Below are 24,186 nucleotides of genomic sequence, written 5' to 3'. Positions count from 1 at the left end.
ATCGAGAAAGGAAATTGATATGCCAGAATTACCAGAAGTGGAGACGGTCTGTCGCCGATTACGGCCGTTCGTCTCAGGAAAAACGATTGCAAATGTCGAAGTGCTCGACGCAAAAATCATTCGGGGCCATGAACCGGAGATTTGGAAACAGCAGTTGCTCGGCGAGATGATTCAAGACGTCGAGCGACGTGGTAAATTTATTTTATTCAAGTTGACGAACGGCTATCTCGTTTCGCATCTGCGGATGGAAGGAAAATTCTTCCCGCATGACGAAATGGTCAGTCCGGTCAAACATACGCATGTCGTCTTCACATTCACGGACGGCACGACGCTTCATTACAATGATGTCAGAAAGTTCGGGACGATGGAACTGAAGACGAATGAAGACTTGTATGTGACGCCGCCATTGTCGCTGCTCGCGCTCGAGCCGTTCGATCCTGAAGTGACAGCGGAAGCGCTTCATAGCCGTCTGAAGCGGATGAACGTCCGTGCGATCAAGACGGCGCTGCTCGACCAATCGATTTTTGTCGGGCTCGGCAATATTTATGTCGACGAGACGTTATATCGCGCCGGCGTCCATCCGACTCGTCCGGCGGCATCGCTCTCACTTGAAGAGGTGCGTTTAGTGCACCAAGAAGCCGTAGCCGTATTGACAGAAGCCATCGAACGAGGCGGGAGCACGATCCGGAGCTATACGAATCCGGACGGGGCGAGCGGGACGTATCAAGAGACGCTGTACGTATACGGACAGACCGGGGAGCCGTGTAAGCGATGCGGGCGACCGATTGAGAAGATGAAATTAGGCGGACGGGGCACCCATTACTGTCCGCACTGCCAACAGTAAGAGGTGGACATGATGTTGAAGATTGGTTTGACAGGTGGAATCGCGACAGGGAAGTCGACCGTATCCAGACTGTTTCGAAAGCAAGGCATCCCGATCATCGATGCCGACAAGATGGCACGGATCGTCATCGAGCCTGGTGGCAAGGCGTTCGCGGGCGTCCGCGAGGCGTTCCCGCAATGTTTCACGGGCGATGACTTAAACCGCCAGGCGCTCGGTCGTGAAATCTTTCATGATGATGCCAAGCGAAAGTTGCTCAATCAGCTCATGCACCCGGCCATCCGGGAAGAGATGCTCGAGGAGATGCGAAGCTACGCGGCGGCAGGAGAGACAGTCGTCATGTTCGACATCCCGCTCTTGTTCGAAGGGACGATGCGGGACCTCGTCGACTATACGGTCGTCGTCTATTGCCGGGAAGAGATTCAGTTGATGCGCCTCATGGAGCGCAACGGGTTGACGAAAGAAGAAGCACTCGCTCGGATCCATGCACAAATGCCGATCGAGGAGAAGAAGCAACAGGCTGATTTTTTAATCAACAACAACGGTGCGTTAGGCGACTTGACGACCCAAGTGGTCCGCCTCGTCGAACAATTTGAAGACATGAAAAAAGAAGGCGACTGACGACGCCTTCTTTTTTTGTTCAATTGAGTGGGTCGGAATCAGGTTTCCCTTTTTTCCACGTATCGAAGATGGCGCGCCCGTCACTCGGGTGGCCGTTCGAATAATAAATCGGATAGAGCGAGAAGAAGATGTAATAAAACGAGAAATAGGCGAACTGATACGTATAAATTGTCGGTTCAATCTCGCGGGTCAAGATGAATCCATTCACGATTAAGATGCTCGCTAAATTGAAAAGCGAGCCGCCCGCATAGACGATACTTCGCGTCAGGCGGTTGCTGTACTTCAAGTCGCTGAATTGACACCAGGCGTCATAGAAGTAGACGCGATTGAATTGAAGGCGTCCGACTTTAAACAATTTTTTTCCAGTTCCAATCTCCATATCAAGCGAACCCCCAAACAGCTTCGCGAAGAAAAAGTGACCGAATTGGTGGATAATCGTCACAATCGGTAAGATGATGAAAAACGAAATGATAAATTTGTCTATATCGGTCCAATCAAACATGTAGTATTAGCTCCTTTCCAAGCTCTACACCAAATTTCCCTCTTTTTCAAATCTGAAACTGTAAAAAAGTGAAAAAAATGTGACGATTCATAGTGAAAACGCTTCCAATTTTCCGTTATAATGATGTCGTAACGTAGAAAAAGGGGGATTTTACATGGGGACGAAAGTTGCAATCAATGGATTTGGACGAATCGGCAGAATGGTGTTTCGAAAATTGATGCTTGAAGGGCGTCACGACGTGGTCGCCATCAATGCAAGTTATCCGGCAGAGACGCTCGCCCACTTGATTAAGCACGATACGGTCCACGGGCCGTTCGCACTGACGGTGAGGGCGCATGGGGATGCGCTTGAAGTTGATGGTAAACGTGTCATGCTCGTGTCCGAGCGCGATCCGGAGCGTTTGCCATGGGCGGAGCTCGGGGTCGAAATCGTCATCGAGGCGACGGGGAAATTCAATTCTGATATCGGGGCGAAAAAACATTTGACGGCCGGTGCGAAGAAAGTCATTTTAACAGCGCCAGGGAAAGGTGAGCTGCGGACGATTGTCATGGGGGTGAACGATCGTGATTATTTACCGGATCACGATCACGTCATCTCGAACGCTTCGTGTACGACGAACTGTCTCGGTCCGGTCGTCAAAGTACTCGATTCGACGTTCGGGATCGAGACGGGGCTCGTGACAACGGTACATGCGTACACGAATGACCAAAACAATATCGATAATCCGCATAAAGATCTACGGCGTGCCCGTGCTTGTGGTAGTTCCATTATACCGACTTCGACAGGGGCCGCGAAAGCAATCGGGCTCGTCTTGCCGGAACTGCAAGGCAAATTGAACGGGATGGCACTGCGGGTACCGACGCCGAACGTCTCACTCGTTGACCTCGTCGTCGAGTTGCGTCGGGATGTGACGGTCGATGAAGTCAATCAGGCGTTCGAGCGCGCGGCGCACGGGGAGATGACAGGCATCCTCGGCGTCTCGAATGAACCGCTCGTTTCGATCGACTTCAACGGGGATGAGCGTTCGTCAATCATCGATGCCGATTCGACGATGGTGCTCGGGGGCAATCACGTCAAAGTACTCGCTTGGTACGACAACGAATGGGGCTACTCGTGCCGTGTCGTCGACTTGTTGGATATGGTCGCGAGCTACTTGCAAATCGGACAACAAGAAACCCACGTCTAAAAAAATATATTTACTCAAAAATATTTTTGATGAATTCAAACAAATGTCTTGTAACGATGTCCCAAACGCGATACACTCTAACTCGTGAACTTCAATTGGTCTGACAAACGCAACTTAAAGGGTTAGGACCTCTTAGGACTAACTTGCCCCCGTGGTTGTGGGCGATTCAGGCACAAAGTGAGTGATCATCAACTACTTTGAGACCATTGATGTAAAGGGGGATCCACTAATATGGATACTATGGGACGTCACATTATTACAGAACTTTGGGAGTGCAATCCCGACAAATTAAACGATATCGACTACATCGAGCGCTTGTTCGTCGATGCAGCACTTCGTTCGGGCGCTGAAGTCCGCGAAGTCGCTTTCCACAAATTTGCGCCGCACGGTGTAAGTGGAGTCGTCATCATTTCAGAATCACACTTAACGATTCACAGTTTCCCAGAGCATGGCTACGCATCAGTCGATGTGTTCACATGTGGGGACCGAATCGATCCGGCTACAGCCTCGCAGTACATTGCAGAAGGCTTGGAAGCGAAAGTTCGTGAAGATGTGAAACTTGACCGTGGAATGGGACCGATTCGTGTTCCTGAAGCACAAGTTGCAATCAGCAAATAATCAGATTGACCTTTTGAGGCTGGCCGATTTTCGGTCAGCCCTTTTAATTGTTTTGTTAACCGCTTAATTTTGATATGCTTAACCTATATAAATAAGGTGTCGAGGTGGATAATGGGATTATTGGATAAGTTTCAAACACATGTCCAGACGGACGATTCGCATAAAAATGAGGCGTTACGCACACGATACGTGGCAGCATCGCCAAGTGCCGTGCTCACATGGCTCCGCGAACGGATTCAGGCAGAAGGCCAAACAGTTCGCCGTGTCGATCCGGACCGGGGTGAAGTGGCATTTAACGGTACCGGTTGGGATGCATTGGTGACCGTCATTCAAGTGGATGGAGGACGTACAGCCGTCGATTTCACGTTGAACCGTGATCAGATGCTCGGACCGGACCTCGGTCAAATCGTCACCACATATTATGAGGCGCTACAATTGAAGTTCCCGCTCCGCGCCATCGGGAATCAATCTGTCGAACGATAAGGAGGGCTGAGCATGCGTTGTCCTAAATGCGATCATAACGGAACGAGAGTGCTCGACTCCCGGCCAGTACAAGATTTCTATTCAATTCGCCGCCGCCGCGAATGTGAGGAGTGCGGCTATCGATTCACTACATTCGAGACGGTTGAACAGACGCCGCTCATCATCGTCAAGAAAGATGGCAATCGTGAAGAGTTTAGCCGAGAGAAAGTGCTTCGTGGGATCATTCGGGCGTGTGAAAAACGCCCGGTCACACTCGAACAACTCGAAGGCGTGGTCACGAAAGTCGAACAGCAGCTACGAGCACTCGGCCAATCGGAGATTCCGAGCGAACAAGTCGGTGAGCTCGTCATGAATGAGCTCGCCCGGGTCGATGAAGTAGCATACGTCCGTTTCGCCTCCGTCTATCGCCAATTCAAAGATATCTCTGTATTCTTTAAAGAACTTGAAGATTTAATGAAGCAAGAAAAATCGACCAACTAAACGGGCGGCCTGCTGGTCGCCTTTTTTCAGGGGAGACCAACCATGGAAAAAGAACGAATCCTGTACGGGACTGACGAACTGTTGATTATGAGCACCGGGCTCATCGATCGCGAGTCGTATCAGTCGTTGTATCATTTATATCAGCCGGTCATCGGAGTCAAGGCGCTCGCGATGTATCAGACGCTTTGGAGCGAGCTGAAGCCCGGGAAGATGAAATCGAACTATATGTCGCATAGCGCGCTCTGTGAGATGCTCGATTACTCAATCAACGAGCTGACAGATTGTCTGTTCCGGCTCGAGGCGATCGGTCTCGTCCGGACGTATAAGACGAAGGACGAGCGATTGACGCAGTACGTGTATCAATTGCGCGTCCCACTCGCGCCCCATACGTTCTTGAATGACGGGCTGTTGTCGAGTTTCCTCTTCTATAAAGTCGGGGAAGTCCGCTTCAAACAGTTGCAGGGACGATTCACGATCGATCCATTGCCAGCCGGGATTATCGAGGTGACGAAAGACTTTAATGAAGTATTTGACGTCAAAGGTGTGAATCATATGGCGTTCACGCAAAAAAATTATGAGAAGCCCGACCGCGCCAAAATTGAAATCAACTATACGTTCGACATGGAAATCGTCAAAAAATTGACGAACTTTCCCGTCGGCTTCTTCACGAAGAAACTCGATGAGACGATCACGAAGCTTGCCTATGTCTCACAAATCGACGAAGAGACGATGGCAGAGATGTTGAAAGAGTATTTCGTCCACGAGGCGTATCTTCCGCTCAGTGAGCAAGAGAAGCGCGACGGTTGCCGCCAAATGGTGTTGCAGTTGAAGAAGAAACAGACACGGCATCGGAAAGTGAAGTCGGATGAGACAGTAAAGGCAGAAATCGGTGACTTGCATGATGTGACGGTCATGGAAGAGGCGCATCCGCATCAGTACGTGTCGACGTTACGGAAGACGCCGCAACTGTCGAAGAGCGACGAGCAACTCATCATCGACCTCGTCGATACGCTCGGTCTCGCGCCTAGCGTCATCAACGCGTTGTTCTATTACTGTATCGAAGTGAAGAAACAGACACGACTAAGTGAGAACTACGTCATGCGCATCGCGACGAGTTGGAAGACGGCGGGCTATTTGAACGCCAAGGACGCCTTAGAACAAGAAGCGACGCAAGACGCGCTCATCGAGAAGAAACAGCAGAAGCGGGAGAATGTGCAACAGCGGACGACCGTCGGCTCGAGACGCAAAGATAAGACCGAGATGCCGAAATGGCTCGAGGACGAGGCGAAAGAACAGCGCACATACGATCAAAAACGAAAACAAGAGCTCGAGGCATCGGTCCCGGACGATGCGGAACTCGTCAAGCTGTTAAATGAATTGAAAGAGAAAGGATGAGGGACATGGAACGCATCAATCAAACGCTCGCCCAAATGATGAACCGGAAAGAAGTACGGGAAGCGTACGAATCGATTCGCCGGCGCACCCTCGAACATCCAGAAGTCGTCGCCTTTTTAAAGGCACATCCGGAGTTAGACGAGACGGCAATCGAGGCCGGCTTCACGAAGCTCAGCGAATATGCGGAGCAGATGGACGGGAAGAAACTCATCGACGAGCAAGCTGTCATCCCGGGTCATCAACCGATGCTCTATGTCGACCTCGGACAAATCGCCATCCGCTATGAAGAGACGGTCAAGCACCGTCAAGCACGCCGGCAAAAAGAGATGGACCGGAAGTTCAAGAGCCTATTCTTACCGGAAGAGGTCCGTGAGGCGAGCTTTGAATCGTTCGACTGGTCGGATGACGCCCGTAAAATCGCACTCCGTGAATCGATGCGGTTCGTCTCAGGCATGAAGACCCGTCAAAAAGTGAACGGCTTATACCTTCACGGTAGCTTCGGCGTCGGAAAGACGTACTTGCTCGCGGCGATCGCCAATGAGCTGAAAGTGGCGGACATCGAGACGATTCTCGTCCATGCCCCGGGATTCGTCTCGGAAGCGAAACGGAAAATCCGGACCGACTCGTTCGATTCGTTTTTGACGTCATTCCAACACGTGCCGGTGTTATTGATTGATGACATCGGGGCCGAGGCGATCAGTCCATGGGTGCGGGATGAACTGTTCGGGATCATTTTGCAGTATCGCATGATGCATCGCTTGCCGACGCTTTACAGCTCGAACTTTAGCGGAGAAGAGCTCGAGACCCACTTCTCGATCGACGGTTCGCCACAGAACAAAATGAAGGCGCAGCGGCTCATGCAGCGCATCTCGACGACGACGACGCAAATCGAGTTAAAAGGTGAGAATCGACGGCGGTAAAGGGATTGTATTTCTGGAACGAGTTGACTATACTAATAAGCATATAACCGATGCATCGAAGAGGACATGAGACGTCGTAACGGGTTTCAAAGCGAGGGAAGGCTGGTGAGAGCTTCCTAAACACGCCGATCGCCTTACTCCCTCAGAGCACCGTACGGGTCAATCGTGCGGCGATTCACACTCGTTATCGTGTGTTCGAGCCAAGCGGATCGCTTGGGAACGAGGGTGGTACCACGAGAATCAAAGCTCGTCCCTTTCATAGGGATGGGCTTTTTTTATTTTCTTTTAAACGTAGAGAGGGGAAGTTGACACATGATTCAATTGACATTTCCAGATGGGGCCGTCAAAGAGTTTGAGGCCGGCATCACAGCAGAAGAAGTTGCGGGTTCGATCAGTCCGGGACTCCGTAAAAAAGCAATCGCCGCGAAAATCGATGGCGAGATGATCGATTATCGTCGTCCGATTGAACAGGACGGTAAAATCGAGCTCGTTATGCCGGATTCGGAAGAAGGCATCGATTTGATGCGCCATTCGTCGGCCCACTTGATGGCCCAAGCCATCAAACGGTTATACGGCGAAGAAGGTAGCATCTACCTTGGGATTGGACCGACGATCGAGAACGGCTTCTATTACGATATCGAGATGGACCGCCGCATCAACGAAGAAGATCTCCCGGAGATTGAGAAGATGATGAAACGAATCGTCGACGAAAACTTGGACATCACTCGTGAGGTCGTGTCACGCGACGAAGCGCTCGAACGCTATAAAGCGCTCGGGGACCCGCTTAAAATCGAGTTGATTGAAGACATCCCAGCGAGCGAGACGCTCACGATTTACCATCAAGGCGAATTCTTCGACTTGTGCCGTGGGCCGCATGTCCCGTCGACTTCGAAGTTGAAAGTGTTCAAATTGATGAGCGTGGCCGGTGCATACTGGCGCGGTGACTCAGATAATAAAATGCTTCAGCGTATTTACGGGACGGCGTTCGCGACAAAAGAACAGCTCGCAGAACACTTGCGCTTGTTAGAAGAAGCGAAAGAGCGCGACCACCGTAAGCTCGGGAAAGAACTCGACCTCTTCTTCGTGTCGCAAGAAGTCGGACAGGGTTTGCCGATGTGGCTCCCGAAAGGTGCCTCGATTCGTCGCACGGTCGAACGTTATATCGTCGACAAAGAGCTCGAACTCGGTTATCAGCACGTCTATACACCGGTCCTCGGTTCGGTCGATCTTTATAAAACGTCTGGGCACTGGGATCACTATCAAGACGATATGTTCCCGAAAATGGAGATGGACAACGAAGAACTCGTCCTTCGTCCGATGAACTGTCCACACCACATGACAATCTATAAACATGAGCCGCGCTCATACCGCGAACTCCCGCTTCGCATCGCTGAGCTCGGCGGTATGCACCGTTACGAGATGTCAGGGGCGCTCACAGGCCTCCAACGCGTCCGTTACATGGTGTTAAACGACGGGCATACGTTCGTCACACCTGAGCAGATGAAGCAAGAGTTCAAAGATATCGTCCACTTGATTCAAGAAGTGTACGCCGACTTTGGTATCAAGGATTATCGTTTCCGCTTGTCATACCGTGACCCGGCCGATAAAGAGAAGTACTTCGACAACGATGCGATTTGGGAAACGGCCCAACGTCAATTGAAAGAAACGATGGATGAGCTCGGTCTCCCGTATTTCGAAGCAGAAGGCGAAGCGGCATTCTACGGACCGAAACTCGACGTCCAAGTCCGGACGGCGCTCGGCAAAGAGGAGACGTTGTCGACGGTCCAACTCGACTTCTTGCTCCCTGAGCGATTCGACTTGACGTACACAGGACCAGACGGCAAAGACCATCGCCCAATCGTCCTTCACCGTGGTGTCGTCTCGACGATGGAGCGTTTCGTCGCTTACTTGATCGAAGAGTATAAAGGAGCGTTCCCGACATGGCTCGCCCCGGTCCAAGTCAAATTGATTCCTGTCTCGCACGTTCACGACGAATATGTCGCAGAAGTGAAGGCAGAGCTCGTCAAGCGCGGTGTCCGTGTCGAAACGGACCTCCGTGACGAGAAGCTTGGCTATAAGATCCGAGAAGCCCAGATGAAGAAAATCCCGATGACACTCGTCCTCGGTGATAAAGAGCGCGATGAGCGTGCGGTCAACATCCGCCGCTACGGACAGCAAGAACAAGTATCGGCCACACTCGATGCGTTCTTGGCATCCCTCACAGAAGAAATCGCGAACCGTTCACGTTAATATGTCGACCATCCTTCGCCGGAAGGGTGGTCGTTTTTTTCGGTCTCAAGACGGATGCGGAACGGATGATGGAAACGTAAGGTAGAAGAAAGGAGTGATTCATTATGAATTATATGAAACCATTAGTGGCGTTGACGATCGGTTCGGTCGTCGCGACAAGCATGATTCCAAAAGTAAACGCAGAAGCCATCGTCGATGATACGATTGTCACACTCGGCGAATCATTATCAGCCAGCCAACGGGATTGGGTGCTCGAACGAGTTGAGGCACCGGCTGGAATTGAACCGATCATCACGACTGCGGCCGATGAAGATAAGTACTTAGGGGATGCCGTCCCACAAGCACAGCGCGGCGGGGGTATGTATTCATCAGCCCGCATCAAATTGACTGACGGGACTGGACTCGATATCAAAACGGAAAACGTGACGTGGGTCACCGAAGATATGTATGCGAATGCGCTCGTGACCGCTGGTGTCACCGATGCCGACATATACATCACATCTCCGATTCGTGTCACCGGGACGTCGGCGTTGACGGGCATCATGAAAGCGTACGATCAGACAGCGGAAGAGACAGGCATCCAATTGTCCGAAGAGCGGAAAGACTTGGCGCAGGAAGAACTGGCTGTCACGTCTGAAATCGGGAAGACAGTCGGTCAAGAAGATGTGGCCGGTCTCATGAACGAGATCAAAGCCGAGATTGCGAACCAGGCACCTGAGACGAACATCGAGATTCGCGACATCGTCATCCAAGTGTTGAATCAAAACAACGTCCAATTGTCTGATTCGCAGTTGACGCAATTGACGACGCTGTTCGAGAACATGCAGCAGGCGAACCTGGACTGGGGAGCGATCAGCAACGGGCTACAAGGGGCCGGACAAGACGTCCAGGCGTTCCTCGAGACCGAGGAAGTCCAAGGCTTCTTCGCCCGCTTGTTCGAAGCACTCAGCAATTTCTTCAAGTCATTAACGAATTGATCGACGTTGACCACGTGACAAATGGTATTGAAAAAAGGGCGAGCGCCCTTTTTTCAATACCATCGTTTATGGATATAGTCGCGAGCGGACTCATGGTCGTCGACAATCTTCAATGTGATTCGGTTCATTTCTTCTAATAAGTCCGTCAAAATCGCTTCGAGCTTGGCATCACTCACCTCATGGTGGCGCATCGTCTCTTGAACGATGTGTTTGATTTGGTCGTGATAATCATGGTCGTCTTTCACTTGCTTTCTCCAAGACACGGTCCATCCCTCCTTTTTTATTTTATTCCCTTGGAAAAGGTATTGCGAAACAGCGAAATGACTGTTATCATCATAAAAGTGTGAGCTACCAATTATTCATGCGCGAATTCTTGACATCTTAATCCTATTGGTGTTAAGATGACATAGTGATTAAATACAACAAAGCAGAAGCGCCCGCTTCTCACCTCGTCCGAACAGATTCGGTCAGGTCCATCATGTACGTGAAGCAGTCGAGCCTTGGTCTCTGCTGTCTCCGAAATGATGTGTGGGCGGGAAACTGCCGACGCTTTTTTTATTGCCATGTTGTCTTATCAATCTAAAACTCGTGCAACCGCACGATGGAGGTGCTAACCATTAGCAAAGAGCTCTTTATCAACGAAAACATTCGTGCCCGTGAAGTTCGCTTAATTGGAGCGGACGGTGCACAACTCGGTGTGCAATCGCGTAATGAAGCATTACGTTTAGCAGAAGAGGCTGAACTCGATCTCGTCTTGGTCGCCGACAAAGCTAACCCACCGGTCGCTAAAATCATGGACTACGGGAAATACCGTTTCGAACTCCAGAAAAAGGAGAAAGAAGCGCGTAAAAACCAAAAAGTCATCCAATTGAAAGAAGTGCGCCTCAGCCCGACAATCGAGGAAAACGATTTCCAAACGAAATTGCGTAACGCTCGCAAATTCCTTGAAAATGGTAACAAAGTGAAAGCGTCGATCCGTTTCCGCGGACGCGCCATCACACACTCGGAAATCGGCCGACGCGTCATGGAAAAATTGGCGGCGGAATGTGCCGACTTGGCAACAGTTGAGCAAAAGCCGAAGATGGAAGGACGCAGCATGTTCTTAGTGCTGGCTCCGAAGAAAGAAGATTAATCATCGAGTCATAGTGGGGAGGAAATACTCATGCCGAAAATGAAATCGCACCGTGGTGCTTCTAAACGTTTCAAACGTACTGCATCAGGTAAACTCAAGCGTTCACACGCTTACACAAGTCACTTGTTTGGTAACAAATCGACTAAAGCGAAACGTAAGCTCCGTAAAGGTGCTATCGTCTCAGCTGGAGACTTCAAACGCATTCGCAACATGATCGCGAAGTAATACAGAAAGAATTTAGGAGGGAAACCATATGCCACGCGTAAAAGGCGGTTATACGACTCGTCAACGTCGTAAAAAGCAAATCAAGCTTGCCAAAGGTTATTTTGGCTCGAAACACATTCTATTTAAAGTAGCAAAACAACAAGTCATGAAGTCACTCATGTACGCTTACCGTGACCGTCGTCAAAAGAAACGTGATTTCCGTCGTCTTTGGATCACACGTATCAATGCGGCAGCACGCACAAACGGTCTTTCATACAGCCGTATGATGCACGGCCTCAAGCTCGCAGGGATCGACATCAACCGTAAGATGCTTGCTGAGCTTGCTGTGACAGATGCACAAGCATTCGCGTCACTTGCTGATACAGCTAAATCAAAATTGAACGCGTAATCGTTCAATCGACAGCGCCGAGACCTTATCTCGGCGCTTTCTTTTTTCTGATAAATTCCTTAGACTTAAGATAAGGAGGACGTCCCATGGATCAATCAGTCTTAGCCATTGTCGCGCTGGCACTCATCGTCTTGAACGTCTATACCTATTTGCAGGCGAAACGCTACACGCTCGGAGAAGGTGATTTCAACGTCTTGTATGCTTATGCCGGCGGTGCCATCGGTGCTTTGTTCGGGCTTCATTTGACGCGTAAAAAGGCGGTTCATGCCCCAAAACGTGTTCAAATACAAGTATTGATTTTGGCAGTCGGCTGGTCTTTAATGATTTTAGTACTGCTTTGAATGGAGAATAGGAGGAGCAACCGGTGAACTGGACAACATTGTTTGATCGGCAACGTGAATTAGATGAGCGGATCAAAGAAGAACATCAACTATCCGGGAACCAATTTGATGAGCGTTTGCTTGCTTTGCTCGTCGAGCTTGGTGAACTCGCCAATGAGACCCGTAGTTTTAAATTTTGGTCAACGAAGGGCCCGTCGCCTCAAGACGTGATCTTAGAAGAGTATGTCGACGGCATTCATTTCTTATTGTCGCTCGGTCTTGCCCTCGGGTATGAACGTGATTCGTTCCCGGCTGGTAGCTCGTATCTTGACGCGACTGACGCTTTTTTAGACGTGTTCCGCAAAGTGACGAACTTTGGTTTGTCGAAGACGGAACCGATGTACGAGACGCTGATGGCGGCTTATCTCGAACTTGGCTATACGCTCGGCATCAATGAAGAGTTGATGGTCATGGCGTATATGGCGAAAAATGAAAAGAACCATGAGCGACAAAATCAAGGTTACTAATCGAAGTGAAGGAGCGATGCCCCATGAACGAATCATTACATATGTTGAAACGCTTGACGGATGCCACAGGTGTCCCTGGAAATGAAGGAGAAGTCCGCTCACTCATGCGTGAGTATTTAGAACCACACGTCGAAGCGTTCGAACAAGACGGACTAGGCAGTCTGTTCGGACGAGTGACGGGCAAGGCAGACGGCCCACGTGTCATGATTGCTGGCCATATGGATGAAGTCGGCTTCATGGTGACACGAATCGAAGAAGGTGGCTTCTTACGTTTCCAAGCGCTCGGTGGCTGGTGGAACCAAGTATTGCTCGCGCAACGCATGGACGTCGTCACACGCTCAGGCGAAAAAATCCCTGGTGTCATCGGAGCGAAACCGCCGCACGTGCTTCCGCTCGAGGCGCGCAAGAAACCTGTCGAGATTAAAGATATGTTCCTCGATATTGGTGCGACGTCGAAAGATCAAGTCGCGGAGTGGGGCATTCGCCCGGGCGATACGGTCGTCCCGCACTGTGAATTCACAATCATGAAAAATGAAGATTTCTTGATGGCGAAAGCGTGGGATAACCGAATCGGTTGTGCCATAGCCATCGAAGCGGCAAAACGCTTGAAAGACGATGCCGCACCAGGAGTCGTCTTCACAGGTGCGACAGTTCAAGAGGAAGTCGGGTTACGCGGTGCCGTCACGGCCGCTAACTTGATCAAACCGGACGTCGCCATCGCCGTCGATACAGGTATTCCTGGAGATACACCAGGGATGACACCGGCAGAAGGATTGTCGAAACTCGGGGAAGGCGTTCAAGTCATCTTCTTCGATGCGACGACCATCACGAACCCACGCCTCATCGATTTAATCGTCGAAGTGGCGAAAGAGAACGACATCAAGTACCAATTGGATTTGACGCCGGGCGGCGGAACGGACGCAGGCCGCTTCCATTTGTCTGGAGTCGGGATGCCGGCCGTCGCACTCACGGTACCGGTCCGTTATTTGCATACGAATGTCTCAATCATTCACAAAGCAGATTATGAAGCAGCCGTCGATTTGGTCGTAGCGCTCACGAAACGACTTGACCATGAAACGGTTCAATGGTTGAAAGAGGGATAATATGACGAAAATCACGTCTACGAAAAGTGAGACGATCAAACGCTTAAAGCGATTGATGACGAAAAAAGGCAGACAAGAGTCCGGACAATTTTTAGTCGAAGGCGAGCATTTGGTCGATGAGGCGATTCGCGCCGGACGACTCGTTCAGCTGATTATGGGCGAATCGTATTCTCCGAAAGGTTCGTGGCGTCTCGATGAGATGCCTGTCCTCGAACTATCGGACCATGTGGCCGACCTGTTATCTGAAACGGAGAAGACGCAAGGTGTCTTCGCGGTCGTCAAGATGGCTCCCGTTGAACGGAAGATGAAGCATGTGCTTGTCCTCGACCGGATTCAAGACCCGGGTAACCTTGGAACGATGATTCGCACGGCGGACGCGGCCGGATTTGACACGGTCCTCCTCGGCAAAGGGACGGTCGACCCGTTCAATGCCAAAGTCGTCCGAGCGACACAAGGTTCGCTCTTCCACGTGAACGTGCGCGCGGTCGACTTGCTCGAGACGTTGCCGGAATTGAAGAGCGAAGGGTTCCATGTGTATGGAACCGCGCTCGCAAAAGCGACGTCATACGAACAAGTCGATTTTAAGGATAAAGTCGCGCTCGTCATCGGCAACGAGGCCCAAGGCGTCCACAACGACGTGCTCGACCTATGCGACACCCGTGTCCATATCCCGGTTCTCGGCGATGCTGAATCGTTGAACGCAGCTGTCGCGGCCGGCATCCTCATGTATCGGATCGCATTACAATAATCTTGTCAGCCCCGCTGAATCGTGATAGGTTTATAACATCGAACAACATATCGAATAGACGTTGAAAGAGCATAGTACGCGAACTACCGAACGAGTACAGGGAGCATGGGCCGAGACTGCGAGCCGATGCCTTGGTCGGCGCCGAATTCACTCTCGAGTCGTGTTGGAGACAACACCGGGGTAGCATCCCGATACCGATGCTCTCAAGTGGGCCGATTTCGGCCAAGTAGGGTGGTACCGCGATTATTCGTCCCTTCAGTCATCGACTGGAGGGACTTTTTTTGTAGAGGAGGAAATAAGGATGAAAGAACAGTTAGAACAATTACAGCAAGAGGCGCTGCAGGAGATTCAAGCGGCGTCGTCACAAAAAGAGTTGAACGATGTCCGCATCAAATATTTAGGGAAAAAGGGGCCGATGACCGAGGTGCTTCGTGGGATGGGGAAACTGTCTCCTGAAGAACGACCAGTCGTGGGTGAACTCGTCAACACGGTCCGGACGACAATCCAAGACACGTTAGAGGCACGGATCGAGGAAGTGAAGGCAGTCGAGCTCGAAGCGAAGCTCGCGGCTGAGACGATTGATGTCACGCTCCCAGGTCGGACGTCACTGCCAGGTCATACCCACTTGCTCCAACAAATCGTCGATGAGATGGAAGATTTGTTCGTCGGTCTAGGCTATACGATTGCTGAAGGTCCGGAAGTCGAGACAGACCTCTACAATTTTGAGATGCTCAATTTACCGAAAGACCATCCGGCACGTGACATGCAAGACTCGTTCTATATCACAGACGAGACGCTTCTTCGGACACACACGTCGCCGGTTCAGGCGCGGACGATGCTCCAAGCAGACGGTAAGCCGATTCGTATCATCTGCCCGGGGAAAGTGTACCGCCGCGACGAGGATGACGCGACGCACTCGCATCAGTTCATGCAAATCGAAGGCCTCGTCGTCGATGAGCATATCTCGATGGCCGACTTGAAAGGTACGCTCGAAGTGTTCGTTAAACAATTGTTCGGTGAGACGCGCGAAATTCGTCTTCGTCCGAGTTTCTTCCCATTCACGGAACCATCCGTCGAAGTCGATATCTCTTGTTTCAAATGCGGCGGTAAAGGCTGCAACGTTTGTAAAGGGACGGGCTGGATTGAGATTCTCGGAGGCGGGATGGTCCATCCACGTGTTCTTGAGATGGCTGGCTATGATTCGACGAAAATGTCTGGTTTCGCGTTCGGGATTGGTGTCGAACGGATGGCGATGTTAAAACATGGGGTGGATGATATTCGCCACTTCTATACAAACGATCTACGTTTCATCGAGCAATTCTAAGGGGGATCACATATGTTATTATCGAAAAAATGGTTGAATCAATATATTGATGTATCGGATTTGAGCGGGCAAGTGCTCGGTGACTTGATTACGAAAAATGGAATCGAAGTCGAGAGCGTCGTCAGCCGCGCCGAAGGGATGTCGGGACTCGTCGTCGGCCATGTCCTCTCGTGCGAGAAACATCCGGAGGCAGACAAGTTAAACGTGACGACAGTCGATATTGGTGCCGAGAGTCCAGTCCAAATCGTTTGTGGCGCACCGAATGTCGCTGCCGGTCAACACGTCATCGTGGCGACGGTAGGTGCTCGTCTCCCCGGACTCAAAATCAAGAAAGCAAAACTTCGTGGTGTCGAGTCGCAAGGGATGATTTGTTCCCTCGAAGAACTTGGTTTCGAGAAGAAACAAATTCGTGAAGATGAACAGGACGGGATTCACACGTTCCGCGAATCGGTCGAGGTCGGTGCGGACGTCATCAGCTTACTCGATCTTGACGACGAAGTCATCGAGCTCGGATTGACGCCGAACCGCTCGGATTGCTTGAGCCTCTATGGAATCATCCATGAAGTCGCGGCGATTCTCGAGCGGCCGTATACGTTACCGACGGCAGATGTGACAACAGATGTACCGAACACGGTCAGCGTTCGTCTCGAGACAGACAACTGTCCATACTATGCGACACGGCGCATCGATAATGTGACGATTCAAGACTCGCCGCAATGGTTAAAGAACGTCTTGATTGCTGAAGGTGTACGTCCAATCAACAACGTCGTCGACGTGACGAACTACGTCATGCTCGAGCTCGGCCAGCCGCTCCACGCGTTTGATACGGTGAAACTCGGGACGACAATCGCCGTCCGTCAAGCACATGACGGCGAAGAGATTGTTACGCTCGACGATGCGACGCGTACGCTCGATACCTCGATGATGGTCATCACGGACGGCGAGCATCCTGTCGCCATCGCTGGCGTCATGGGTGGAGCGAACACCGAAGTCGATGCGACGACGTCGAGTATCATCCTCGAGTCGGCCTACTTCGCACCGGCATCGGTCCGTAAGACGAGCCGTACGCTCGGTTTACGCTCGGATTCGAGTGCCCGCTTTGAAAAAGGGGTCGACCCGGAACGGTTGCAATTGGCCCTCGACCGTGCCGCCGAACTCATCGTCGAAGTGAGCGGTGGCACAATTAGCGACATCGTCGTCGCTGGGGACAAAGAGTCAGCAGCCCGGACGATTGACGTCTCGGTCGCTTATATCAACCATCGACTCGGAATGGACCTCGAGCAAGAGACGATTGTCCGCATTTTAGAGCGTCTCGGTCTCGAGGTGACTGGAGACGAGGCATTGACGGTTCACGTACCGTCACGCCGTCCTGACTTGGAGTTACCAGCCGATATCACGGAAGAAGTGGCACGCCTCTATGGCTATGACAGTCTTCCTTCGAGCCTTCCAGCATCATATTCGAAAGGGTACCTCCCGAAAGAAAACGTGTTGCGCCGTCGTGTCCGTCGTGTCCTTCAAGGCGCAGGATTGTCGCAAGCGATCACGTATTCGCTCACGAGCGTCGGGAACGCCTCACGCTTCAGTGGAGAAGGTTCGGGTCGAGTCAACTTAGCGATGCCGATGAGCGAAGAGCGCTCAGTGCTCCGAACGTCACTTGTCCCAGGTCTCTTAGAAGCGGCACGATACAACACGTCCCGCCAACAAGCGAACGTGCGATTGTATGAGACAGGACGCGTCTATGTGGAGCAAGGAGAGACGTTGCCACGTGAAACAGAACGTGTCGCCGGCGTGTTGACGGGGCTTTGGTATGACCATCGTTCACAAGGCACACGTGTCCCGGTCGACTACTTCGTCGCCAAAGGAGCCGTTGAGACGCTCTTGTCTGCGCTACGTGTCGAAGCGACGTATGAGGCGGCGACGATTGCGGATATGCATCCGGGCCGGACTGCGAACGTCCTCGTGGACGGACGTGTCATCGGTTACGTCGGACAAGTCCATCCGGGCGTGTCAAAAGAAACGTACGGTTTGAAAGAAGTGTACGTATTCGAGCTCGACTTGGACGTGTTGCAACAGTCAGCCGAGCTTATCTATGAAGACGTGCCACGTTTCCCGTCGATTTCACGCGACTTGGCGCTCGTGTTGAAGCGGGGCATCCCGGCCGGTCAAGTCGAAGCGACGATCAAACAGGCGGCCGGACCGCTTTTGATCGATCTCGCCTTGTTCGATGTGTATGTCGGCGAAAACGTAGGAGACGATGAAAAGTCAATCGCCTTCTCGCTCAAGTATCAAGACCCGACCCGTACGCTTCAAGATGAAGAAGTGACGGCGTCCTATGAAGCGATTCTCACTGCCGTTCAAGCGGCGCACGGTGCGGAAGTTCGCGCATAACTTAAAAAGCGGTGTCCCTTTTACGTGGACACCGCTTTTTTGTGATTACTGGACTTCGAGTGCCAAGTCGCCGAACTTTGTCCAACCGACAAGGCAAGTCACTTTATACAAGACAAGCGTGATGACGGCCGGAAGGAGGACTCCTGTTCCGACGAAGATGAGGAACGCGTCCATTCCTTGCGCGGCAAGGATGTTGAGCGGCGCAATCAACGAGTTGAGCCCGAGTCCCGCAATCTCGTATGGGACTTCGAGAGAGAAGACGAGTGTTGCAATCGGTGCGCTAACCATCGCCGCGATGAACGGTGGCATAAGGACTCGAGGGTTTTTGACGACGTTCGGGAACTGCACTTTCGGTGTGACGAAGAACGAGGCGACCAAACCGCCCGGATCCGTTTGACGATACGCCATGAGTGTGAAGCCGACGAACTGGGCCGTACATCCGATCAATGCAGCGGCACTGGCGACCGGGTCGAGCTGAAGTGCGATGGCGAGTGCGGCCGATGAAGCCGGTGACATGAGCATGACGCTGAACACGAGGGCGATGACAAGTGATGTCGCAATCGGTGACGTATTGACCGAGGCGGTGATGCTCGCACTGATCGAGTTGATGAGCGGCGTCGTGACGGCGGCTGCGCCGACTCCGACGATGCCGCCGCCGAGAACGGCCGTGACCGGGACGACCATCATGTCAAATTTCGTCTTGCCGAGGACACGTTTGCCTAACCATACCGCAGCCGCAGCTGCAATCAAGGCGCTAATCGGTTGACCGGGTACGAGCACGAGTCCGCTCTCGGTCGCTTGGAGCGCCGCACCACCGACGGTTGCCGCAATCATCGAGCTGAACAAAATAAGCGTATTGCCGCCGAGCTGGTAAGCGACACCGGCACCGAGTGCCGGGGCGAGTAATGACTTCGCGACTTGCCCGATCAAGACGAGTGTCTCGATCCCGGCCATCTTCCCAATCGTTTCAATCAAGAGTCCGACCCCGAGCGTGACGAGGACGGCGCTTGCCATTCCTGCTGATATTTTGATCATTCGATCCATTGCGTACTGTTTCACTTCCATCATCTCCTCTATGTGTGTCAATCCAATAAAAAAACCTATCCAGATTGGATAGGCGCGTCGGTCAAATCATGAGCGCCTCGTCCGAAACCATCGAAACAAGGGCCCAAAAATTCGTCTCGGTTATCGAGTCGATTTTCAGTCCCTCAGTCGAATAATAATCAGTAGGCCGTGTTGTGCATGGGTTTTCATCAGTGCCAGCTCCTCCGCTTGTTAAGATTTGTCTAAGAGTAACACGATAATTTTCAATAATCAATATTTTCTGAAAATTCATTTGAAAAAAATTGAAAACCGGTAAAAAAAGAAAGACGGCCCGATAAAGGGACGTCTTCGATTAAGATGTGCTGGCCGCGAGCGAGCCGACTTGTTGATCGATGAACGCCATCGAGATCGAATTGAAGTGATCGGGTTGGTCGACATTGACGACGTGACCTGAGTCCGAGACGACCTGGACCCGAGCGGTCGGTTGATGTTTCGCGGTCCGTTCGACGGCTTCGAGGAACATGTAGTCCTCATCACCCATAATATAGAGGATCGGTACGTTCGTCTCAATTGACGAGAAGTGACGAAGCAACGGATTCATATTTTCGGTCATTTTGAACCAGCGGATAAACTCGCGCTGGCAAAGGTTGGCCGCGTCGCGGACGAACATCATACGTGATTTTTTATGACGCTTCTTCGGTAACAAAATCCATGCGAACAGCTGATATAGCCACATGTACGGCACGAAGCTTTGTACGAGACTACCGAGGCGAATCAACAACGTCGAGCGGACGTTGAATTTGACGATGGCTCCACCGAGAACGACGGAAGCGATTCGCTCCGGATGATGCTCGAACATCGCCTGAATGACGATCGTCCCGAGCGACAAGCCGACCATATGTCCTTTTTCGATGTTCAAGTGGTCCATGACCTCGACGACGTCTTCGACGACAACGTCGAGCGTATACGCGTTCAGCGGTTGGTTCAACGACTGTTCGGCGTCGTATGAGCCGCCGTGTCCGCGAAGGTCGAGCAAGAGCACGTTATATTTTTTTTTGAACGGCCGAATTTGACGATACCAATGCGACAGACTGCCACCTGCGCCATGGATGAAGATGACCCAAGGGTGGTCGTCGCTTAATGTGTACGTTTTATAATGCAACATGAACGCTATCCCCCAAAAATTTTTAAGTTCATTAAACCCTAAAAATAATATACCATATCTTCGAAGTGAGGACTATCGTTTCAGCTCACTCAACCGGATTGCTTTTTTCGTATTGGCGAAGTGCACTTTCGCCACCTCATTCAAACGTTCCTGACCATGGCGGATAATCAACTCAGCAGCGACTTGATCGACTTTGGCGCCGGCGCCTTTCGGTAACGTGACCCCGAGTGTTGCGCTTAACTTGTCCATTTCTTTTAAGAACAAGGCGCGAGCGAGAATCGAGGCGGCGGCCACGGCGACATGCAGTCCTTCCGCTTTCGTCGAGAAATAGACGTCGTCTTTGACGACCGCCTTTTCAGATCGTAAATGGTTATAATAGACGCTTTTTTCAGCGAATTGATCGATTAAAATCGCGTCCGGCGTCGCGTCAAGTTTTTGTAACAAGGCGGATAAGGCGGCGTTATGCGCAATCGCTGTCATTTTACCTTGGGTCATCGTCCGTTGCATCTTATTATACGCCGGATTGTGTAACGTTGCCTTCTGATACGTGATGGTGACGTGCAGATCTTTTGCGATGCGGACGATTTCTGTGTCCGATAACAATTTTGAGTCTTTCACCCCGAGCTCTTTGACGAGGGCGATTTTTTCTTTTGGTACATATGCGGCAACGACGACGAGCGGTCCGAAATAGTCCCCTTTTCCGACTTCATCGCTCCCGATGACGGACCAGTCCGAGAAACCGTCCGGTAACACGTTTTTTGGCGTGCTCGGTTCTTTTTTAATACTCGTTCCCCATTTGGCGGCCTCGCTTTCAGCATCGCGACCTTGGAACATGACTTTACCCGAATTATAGACCGTAATCACACACTGAGGTGTCTTGGCGCTAAACCGCGCGTGTGGCGGAGGATTGACCGCATGCGCCCGGTAACTCGCAATGAGTTGTTCTTGGGCCGCGGTCGACAATTTGATGACTTGATTGCCCAACGTGAGCACTTCCTTTCTAACTCTAGCAAATCCATCTTACATTTTTTTTAGATATTTTGAAACCAAAGTTTCGCTCTAAACGTATAGAGGAGTGAGTAAAGAAAGAAGTGAGGTGAGTCGGAGATGTGGTGGCGCGATGACACGGATGAAGATGAGGCGGAATCTCTCTATAAACATATTCTCGAGCTAGAGGCCAGGATTGCTAAGCTGATCGCCCATCAAGTCAGGGTGCGTCGCCTGCTGATGCAAGAATCGTCGGTCGCGGCGACCGAACAAATCATTGCGCTACAAGCGGAAGTCGATCATTATTTATCGCTATTGCGACAAGAACGTTCGGAAGCGGTCGATCGCTACGATCGCTTACGTCTCGAACAGACGTTAGGACGTGTGCGACAATCGGTCGAGCAACCGACCCGGCCTTTGTCAGAATGGGACACGATCGAGCAAGCACTCGCACTCGAAGTCGAACATTTGCGCCGTGTTCTTTCCTATGAACGACAGCGTCGCGCCGAGGAGGAGTGGTAATGGAATCGTTAGATCAGCTGTATTGGTGGGTACTCATCATTGCCGGTCTCGGTACATTTTTGTACATGTTATTTTCAGATGCATTCGATTTATTCGACGGGTGGTTCAATCCCGCCGTTATCCTGTCATTTTTAGCGCTTGGTGCGGGTATCGGTCTCATTTTGAACGCGCTCGCCCATGTATCCCCGATGATTGGACTCGCCGTCGCCCTTGTCGGTTCATTCGCACTCACGACGCTCCTGTATTTATTCGTCCTGTTGCCGTTATCGAACGCCGAAGAATCGATCGGCATGACCGATGAGTCGCTCGTCGGACTCGTCGGACGGTTGACCGTCCCGGTTCCTGAAGGCGGATACGGCGAAGTGCTCGTCGAATCGGTCATCGGTTCGATTTTAAAGACCGCTCAAAGTGTGGACGGCAAGGCGATCCCGAGTGATCGACGTGTCATCATCATCGAAGTCGAACGAAACATTGCGGTCGTCATGGAATATGACGAGCCGACAATCCGAAAGGGGTTTTAACTTATGAGCACAGCCATTTTAGCCAGTATTATCGTCGGGGTGATTTTACTCGCCTTGATTTTCGTGTTCGTCTTGAAATATCGTACGGTCGGCCCGGATGAGGCGCTCATCGTCACAGGTAGCTATTTGGGTAAAAAGAACGTCCATAGCGATGCATCAGGCAATCGCGTAAAAATCATTCGCGGGGGCGGGACGTTCGTCTTACCTGTATTCCAGCAAGCGGAACCGCTCAGTCTTCTCTCAAGCAAACTTGAAGTGACGACGCCGGAAGTGTATACGGAGCAAGGTGTACCGGTCATGGCAGACGGGACGGCCATCATCAAAATCGGTGGCTCAATCAGCGAGATCGCCACGGCGGCCGAGCAGTTCCTCGGTAAGCCGAAAATCGAACGCGAGAACGAGGCGAAGGAAGTACTCGAAGGTCACCTCCGTTCGATTCTCGGTTCGATGACGGTCGAAGAGATTTATAAGAACCGCGACAAGTTCTCACAAGAAGTCCAACGCGTCGCTTCGCAAGACTTGGCCAAGATGGGTCTCGTCATCGTGTCATTCACAATCAAAGACGTTCGCGACAAAAACGGCTACCTCGAATCGCTCGGGAAGCCGCGCATCGCGCAAGTGAAACGGGATGCTGATATCGCGACGGCTGAAGCGGACAAAGAAACACGGATCAAACAAGCGGAAGCGATGAAAGACGCGAAGAAAGCAGAACTCGAGCGGGCTTCAGAAATCGCAGAAGCCGAGAAAGAGAACCAGCTCCGCATCGCCGCTTATCGTCGCGAGCAAGACGTCGCCAAAGCCCGGGCCGACCAAGCGTATGAACTTGAAGAAGCCCGTGCCAAGCAAGAAGTCACCGAGCAACAGATGCAAGTCCAAATCATCGAGCGTCAAAAGCAAATCGAACTCGAAGAGAAAGAGATTATGCGTCGTGAGAAACAGTATGATTCTGAAGTGAAGAAGAAAGCCGACGCCGACCGTTATGCGATCGAGCAGTCAGCCGAAGCAGACAAGGCACGTCAAATCGCTTCAGCCGACGCTGAGAAGTACCGCATCGAAGCGGAAGCAAAAGCCGACGCCGAACGCGTCCGTCTCGCCGGTGTGGCCGAAGCCGACTCGGAACGAGCAAAAGGGGAAGCCGAAGCCGAGATTATCCGCTTAACGGGTCTCGCCGAAGCCGAAGCGAAACAAAAGATTGCCGAAGCGTTCGAGCAGTATGGTCAAGCCGCCATTCTCGACATGGTCGTCAAGATGCTTCCGGATTACGCGAAGCAGATAGCGGCACCGCTTGGCAATATCGACAAGATCACGGTCGTCGATACGGGTAGCGGCAAAGACGGTGGAGCCGGCAAAGTCACGGGTTACGCCACAGACTTGATGGCTTCACTCCAACAGACGCTCAAAGCGTCGTCAGGAATCGACATGAAAGACTTACTCGACAACTTTGCCGGAAAAGGCAATGCTCAGCCGAATACGAATCGCGAATTAAGCGAGTCGACGTTCGCTGCTACGGAAGAATAAG

Annotated in this window: 27 protein-coding genes; 22 read left to right on the top strand and 5 right to left on the bottom strand. The window is 51.6% G+C overall.

Annotation, left to right across the window (positions count from 1 at the left end):
* The first annotated feature begins 19 nt into the window (after window positions 1-19).
* Both mutM and coaE read left to right on the top strand, forming a co-directional pair.
* Entirely contained in the window at window positions 20-844 is an 825-nt protein-coding gene (gene mutM / locus EVJ34_RS06015; protein WP_131484957.1) for a DNA-formamidopyrimidine glycosylase, read from the top strand.
* 12 nt (window positions 845-856) lie between these two features.
* Window positions 857-1,462, top strand: a complete 606-nt coding sequence (gene coaE, locus EVJ34_RS06010) for a dephospho-CoA kinase (protein WP_131484956.1) — start codon at window positions 857-859, stop codon at window positions 1,460-1,462.
* 19 nt (window positions 1,463-1,481) lie between these two features.
* On the opposite strand, the gene EVJ34_RS06005 is transcribed toward coaE, so the two are convergent.
* On the bottom strand, window positions 1,482-1,964 hold the full coding sequence (locus EVJ34_RS06005) for a site-2 protease family protein (protein ID WP_131437382.1): 483 nt from the start codon (window positions 1,962-1,964) through the stop codon (window positions 1,482-1,484).
* Window positions 1,965-2,118: 154 nt separating this feature from the next.
* Between EVJ34_RS06005 and EVJ34_RS06000 the strand changes: the two genes are divergently transcribed.
* The 8 genes from EVJ34_RS06000 to EVJ34_RS05965 all read left to right on the top strand — a co-directional run bounded on the left by EVJ34_RS06000 (window position 2,119) and on the right by EVJ34_RS05965 (window position 10,273).
* Window positions 2,119-3,150, top strand: a complete 1,032-nt coding sequence (locus EVJ34_RS06000; RefSeq protein ID WP_131484955.1) for a glyceraldehyde-3-phosphate dehydrogenase — start codon at window positions 2,119-2,121, stop codon at window positions 3,148-3,150.
* A gap of 231 nt (window positions 3,151-3,381) precedes the next feature.
* Window positions 3,382-3,768, top strand: coding sequence for an adenosylmethionine decarboxylase (gene speD / locus EVJ34_RS05995; RefSeq protein WP_029595188.1), 387 nt, complete (start codon window positions 3,382-3,384; stop codon window positions 3,766-3,768).
* Window positions 3,769-3,879: 111 nt separating this feature from the next.
* The gene (locus tag EVJ34_RS05990) at window positions 3,880-4,251 is read left to right on the top strand and encodes a hypothetical protein (protein WP_131484954.1); all 372 of its coding nucleotides are present in this window, start codon (window positions 3,880-3,882) and stop codon (window positions 4,249-4,251) included.
* A gap of 12 nt (window positions 4,252-4,263) precedes the next feature.
* Window positions 4,264-4,731: a transcriptional regulator NrdR gene (gene nrdR, locus EVJ34_RS05985; protein WP_021065634.1), complete on the top strand. Its 468-nt coding sequence runs from the start codon at window positions 4,264-4,266 to the stop codon at window positions 4,729-4,731.
* A 42-nt stretch (window positions 4,732-4,773) separates the two neighbouring features.
* Window positions 4,774-6,126 carry a DnaD domain protein gene (locus EVJ34_RS05980; RefSeq protein WP_021065635.1) on the top strand — a complete coding sequence of 451 codons (1,353 nt, stop codon included), beginning with the start codon at window positions 4,774-4,776 and terminating at the stop codon, window positions 6,124-6,126.
* 5 nt (window positions 6,127-6,131) lie between these two features.
* Complete coding sequence (dnaI, locus tag EVJ34_RS05975; protein WP_131437390.1) at window positions 6,132-7,046, top strand: primosomal protein DnaI; 915 nt, start codon at window positions 6,132-6,134, stop codon at window positions 7,044-7,046.
* A gap of 312 nt (window positions 7,047-7,358) precedes the next feature.
* On the top strand, window positions 7,359-9,296 hold the full coding sequence (gene thrS, locus EVJ34_RS05970) for a threonine--tRNA ligase (RefSeq protein WP_131484953.1): 1,938 nt from the start codon (window positions 7,359-7,361) through the stop codon (window positions 9,294-9,296).
* Window positions 9,297-9,400: 104 nt separating this feature from the next.
* Entirely contained in the window at window positions 9,401-10,273 is an 873-nt protein-coding gene (locus EVJ34_RS05965) for a DUF1002 domain-containing protein (RefSeq protein ID WP_236636653.1), read from the top strand.
* 53 nt (window positions 10,274-10,326) lie between these two features.
* Here EVJ34_RS05965 and EVJ34_RS05960 read toward each other — a convergent pair whose 3' ends face one another.
* Window positions 10,327-10,536 carry a hypothetical protein gene (locus tag EVJ34_RS05960; RefSeq protein WP_021065639.1) on the bottom strand — a complete coding sequence of 70 codons (210 nt, stop codon included), beginning with the start codon at window positions 10,534-10,536 and terminating at the stop codon, window positions 10,327-10,329.
* Between the two features lie 338 nt (window positions 10,537-10,874).
* On the opposite strand from EVJ34_RS05960, the gene infC reads away from it, so the two are divergent.
* The 9 genes from infC to pheT all read left to right on the top strand — a co-directional run bounded on the left by infC (window position 10,875) and on the right by pheT (window position 18,428).
* Window positions 10,875-11,405 carry a translation initiation factor IF-3 gene (infC, locus tag EVJ34_RS05955; RefSeq protein ID WP_021065640.1) on the top strand — a complete coding sequence of 177 codons (531 nt, stop codon included), beginning with the start codon at window positions 10,875-10,877 and terminating at the stop codon, window positions 11,403-11,405.
* 30 nt (window positions 11,406-11,435) lie between these two features.
* A complete protein-coding gene (gene rpmI / locus EVJ34_RS05950; RefSeq protein WP_021065641.1) occupies window positions 11,436-11,630 on the top strand; it encodes a 50S ribosomal protein L35 in 195 nt (64 codons plus the stop codon).
* 28 nt (window positions 11,631-11,658) lie between these two features.
* Window positions 11,659-12,018, top strand: a complete 360-nt coding sequence (rplT, locus tag EVJ34_RS05945; protein ID WP_021065642.1) for a 50S ribosomal protein L20 — start codon at window positions 11,659-11,661, stop codon at window positions 12,016-12,018.
* An 86-nt stretch (window positions 12,019-12,104) separates the two neighbouring features.
* Complete coding sequence (locus EVJ34_RS05940; RefSeq protein WP_034778195.1) at window positions 12,105-12,359, top strand: hypothetical protein; 255 nt, start codon at window positions 12,105-12,107, stop codon at window positions 12,357-12,359.
* 23 nt (window positions 12,360-12,382) lie between these two features.
* On the top strand, window positions 12,383-12,865 hold the full coding sequence (locus tag EVJ34_RS05935; protein WP_029595195.1) for a dUTP diphosphatase: 483 nt from the start codon (window positions 12,383-12,385) through the stop codon (window positions 12,863-12,865).
* A 23-nt stretch (window positions 12,866-12,888) separates the two neighbouring features.
* Window positions 12,889-13,968 (top strand): M42 family metallopeptidase, encoded by a 1,080-nt coding sequence (locus EVJ34_RS05930; protein ID WP_131484952.1) that lies wholly within the window; start codon window positions 12,889-12,891, stop codon window positions 13,966-13,968.
* Between the two features lies 1 nt (window position 13,969).
* Window positions 13,970-14,716 carry a TrmH family RNA methyltransferase gene (locus EVJ34_RS05925; RefSeq protein ID WP_131437396.1) on the top strand — a complete coding sequence of 249 codons (747 nt, stop codon included), beginning with the start codon at window positions 13,970-13,972 and terminating at the stop codon, window positions 14,714-14,716.
* 301 nt (window positions 14,717-15,017) lie between these two features.
* Window positions 15,018-16,040, top strand: coding sequence for a phenylalanine--tRNA ligase subunit alpha (gene pheS / locus EVJ34_RS05920; RefSeq protein ID WP_131437398.1), 1,023 nt, complete (start codon window positions 15,018-15,020; stop codon window positions 16,038-16,040).
* 12 nt (window positions 16,041-16,052) lie between these two features.
* Window positions 16,053-18,428: a phenylalanine--tRNA ligase subunit beta gene (pheT, locus tag EVJ34_RS05915; RefSeq protein WP_131484951.1), complete on the top strand. Its 2,376-nt coding sequence runs from the start codon at window positions 16,053-16,055 to the stop codon at window positions 18,426-18,428.
* Window positions 18,429-18,473: 45 nt separating this feature from the next.
* On the opposite strand, the gene EVJ34_RS05910 is transcribed toward pheT, so the two are convergent.
* The 3 genes from EVJ34_RS05910 to rnhC all read right to left on the bottom strand — a co-directional run bounded on the left by EVJ34_RS05910 (window position 18,474) and on the right by rnhC (window position 21,621).
* Entirely contained in the window at window positions 18,474-19,496 is a 1,023-nt protein-coding gene (locus EVJ34_RS05910) for a PTS sugar transporter subunit IIC (RefSeq protein ID WP_131485295.1), read from the bottom strand.
* 328 nt (window positions 19,497-19,824) lie between these two features.
* Complete coding sequence (locus EVJ34_RS05905) at window positions 19,825-20,637, bottom strand: alpha/beta fold hydrolase (RefSeq protein WP_131484950.1); 813 nt, start codon at window positions 20,635-20,637, stop codon at window positions 19,825-19,827.
* A 72-nt stretch (window positions 20,638-20,709) separates the two neighbouring features.
* The gene (gene rnhC / locus EVJ34_RS05900; protein ID WP_131484949.1) at window positions 20,710-21,621 is read right to left on the bottom strand and encodes a ribonuclease HIII; all 912 of its coding nucleotides are present in this window, start codon (window positions 21,619-21,621) and stop codon (window positions 20,710-20,712) included.
* A gap of 123 nt (window positions 21,622-21,744) precedes the next feature.
* Between rnhC and EVJ34_RS05895 the strand changes: the two genes are divergently transcribed.
* From EVJ34_RS05895 to EVJ34_RS05885, 3 genes are read left to right on the top strand one after another with little or no spacing between them, the layout of a single operon-like run.
* Window positions 21,745-22,146 carry a hypothetical protein gene (locus tag EVJ34_RS05895; protein ID WP_131437406.1) on the top strand — a complete coding sequence of 134 codons (402 nt, stop codon included), beginning with the start codon at window positions 21,745-21,747 and terminating at the stop codon, window positions 22,144-22,146.
* A complete protein-coding gene (locus EVJ34_RS05890) occupies window positions 22,146-22,667 on the top strand; it encodes an NfeD family protein (protein WP_131437408.1) in 522 nt (173 codons plus the stop codon). The genes EVJ34_RS05895 and EVJ34_RS05890 overlap by 1 nt, the downstream gene beginning before the upstream one ends.
* Before the next feature lie 3 nt (window positions 22,668-22,670).
* On the top strand, window positions 22,671-24,185 hold the full coding sequence (locus EVJ34_RS05885) for a flotillin lipid rafts scaffold protein FloT (RefSeq protein WP_131437410.1): 1,515 nt from the start codon (window positions 22,671-22,673) through the stop codon (window positions 24,183-24,185).
* Window position 24,186 lies beyond the last annotated feature (1 nt).

The organism is Exiguobacterium sp. SL-9 (assembly GCF_004336985.1).
Taxonomy (GTDB): domain Bacteria; phylum Bacillota; class Bacilli; order Exiguobacteriales; family Exiguobacteriaceae; genus Exiguobacterium.
The sequence above is the reverse complement of the archived record's forward strand: the minus strand, read 5'-3'. Positions and strand labels throughout refer to the sequence as shown.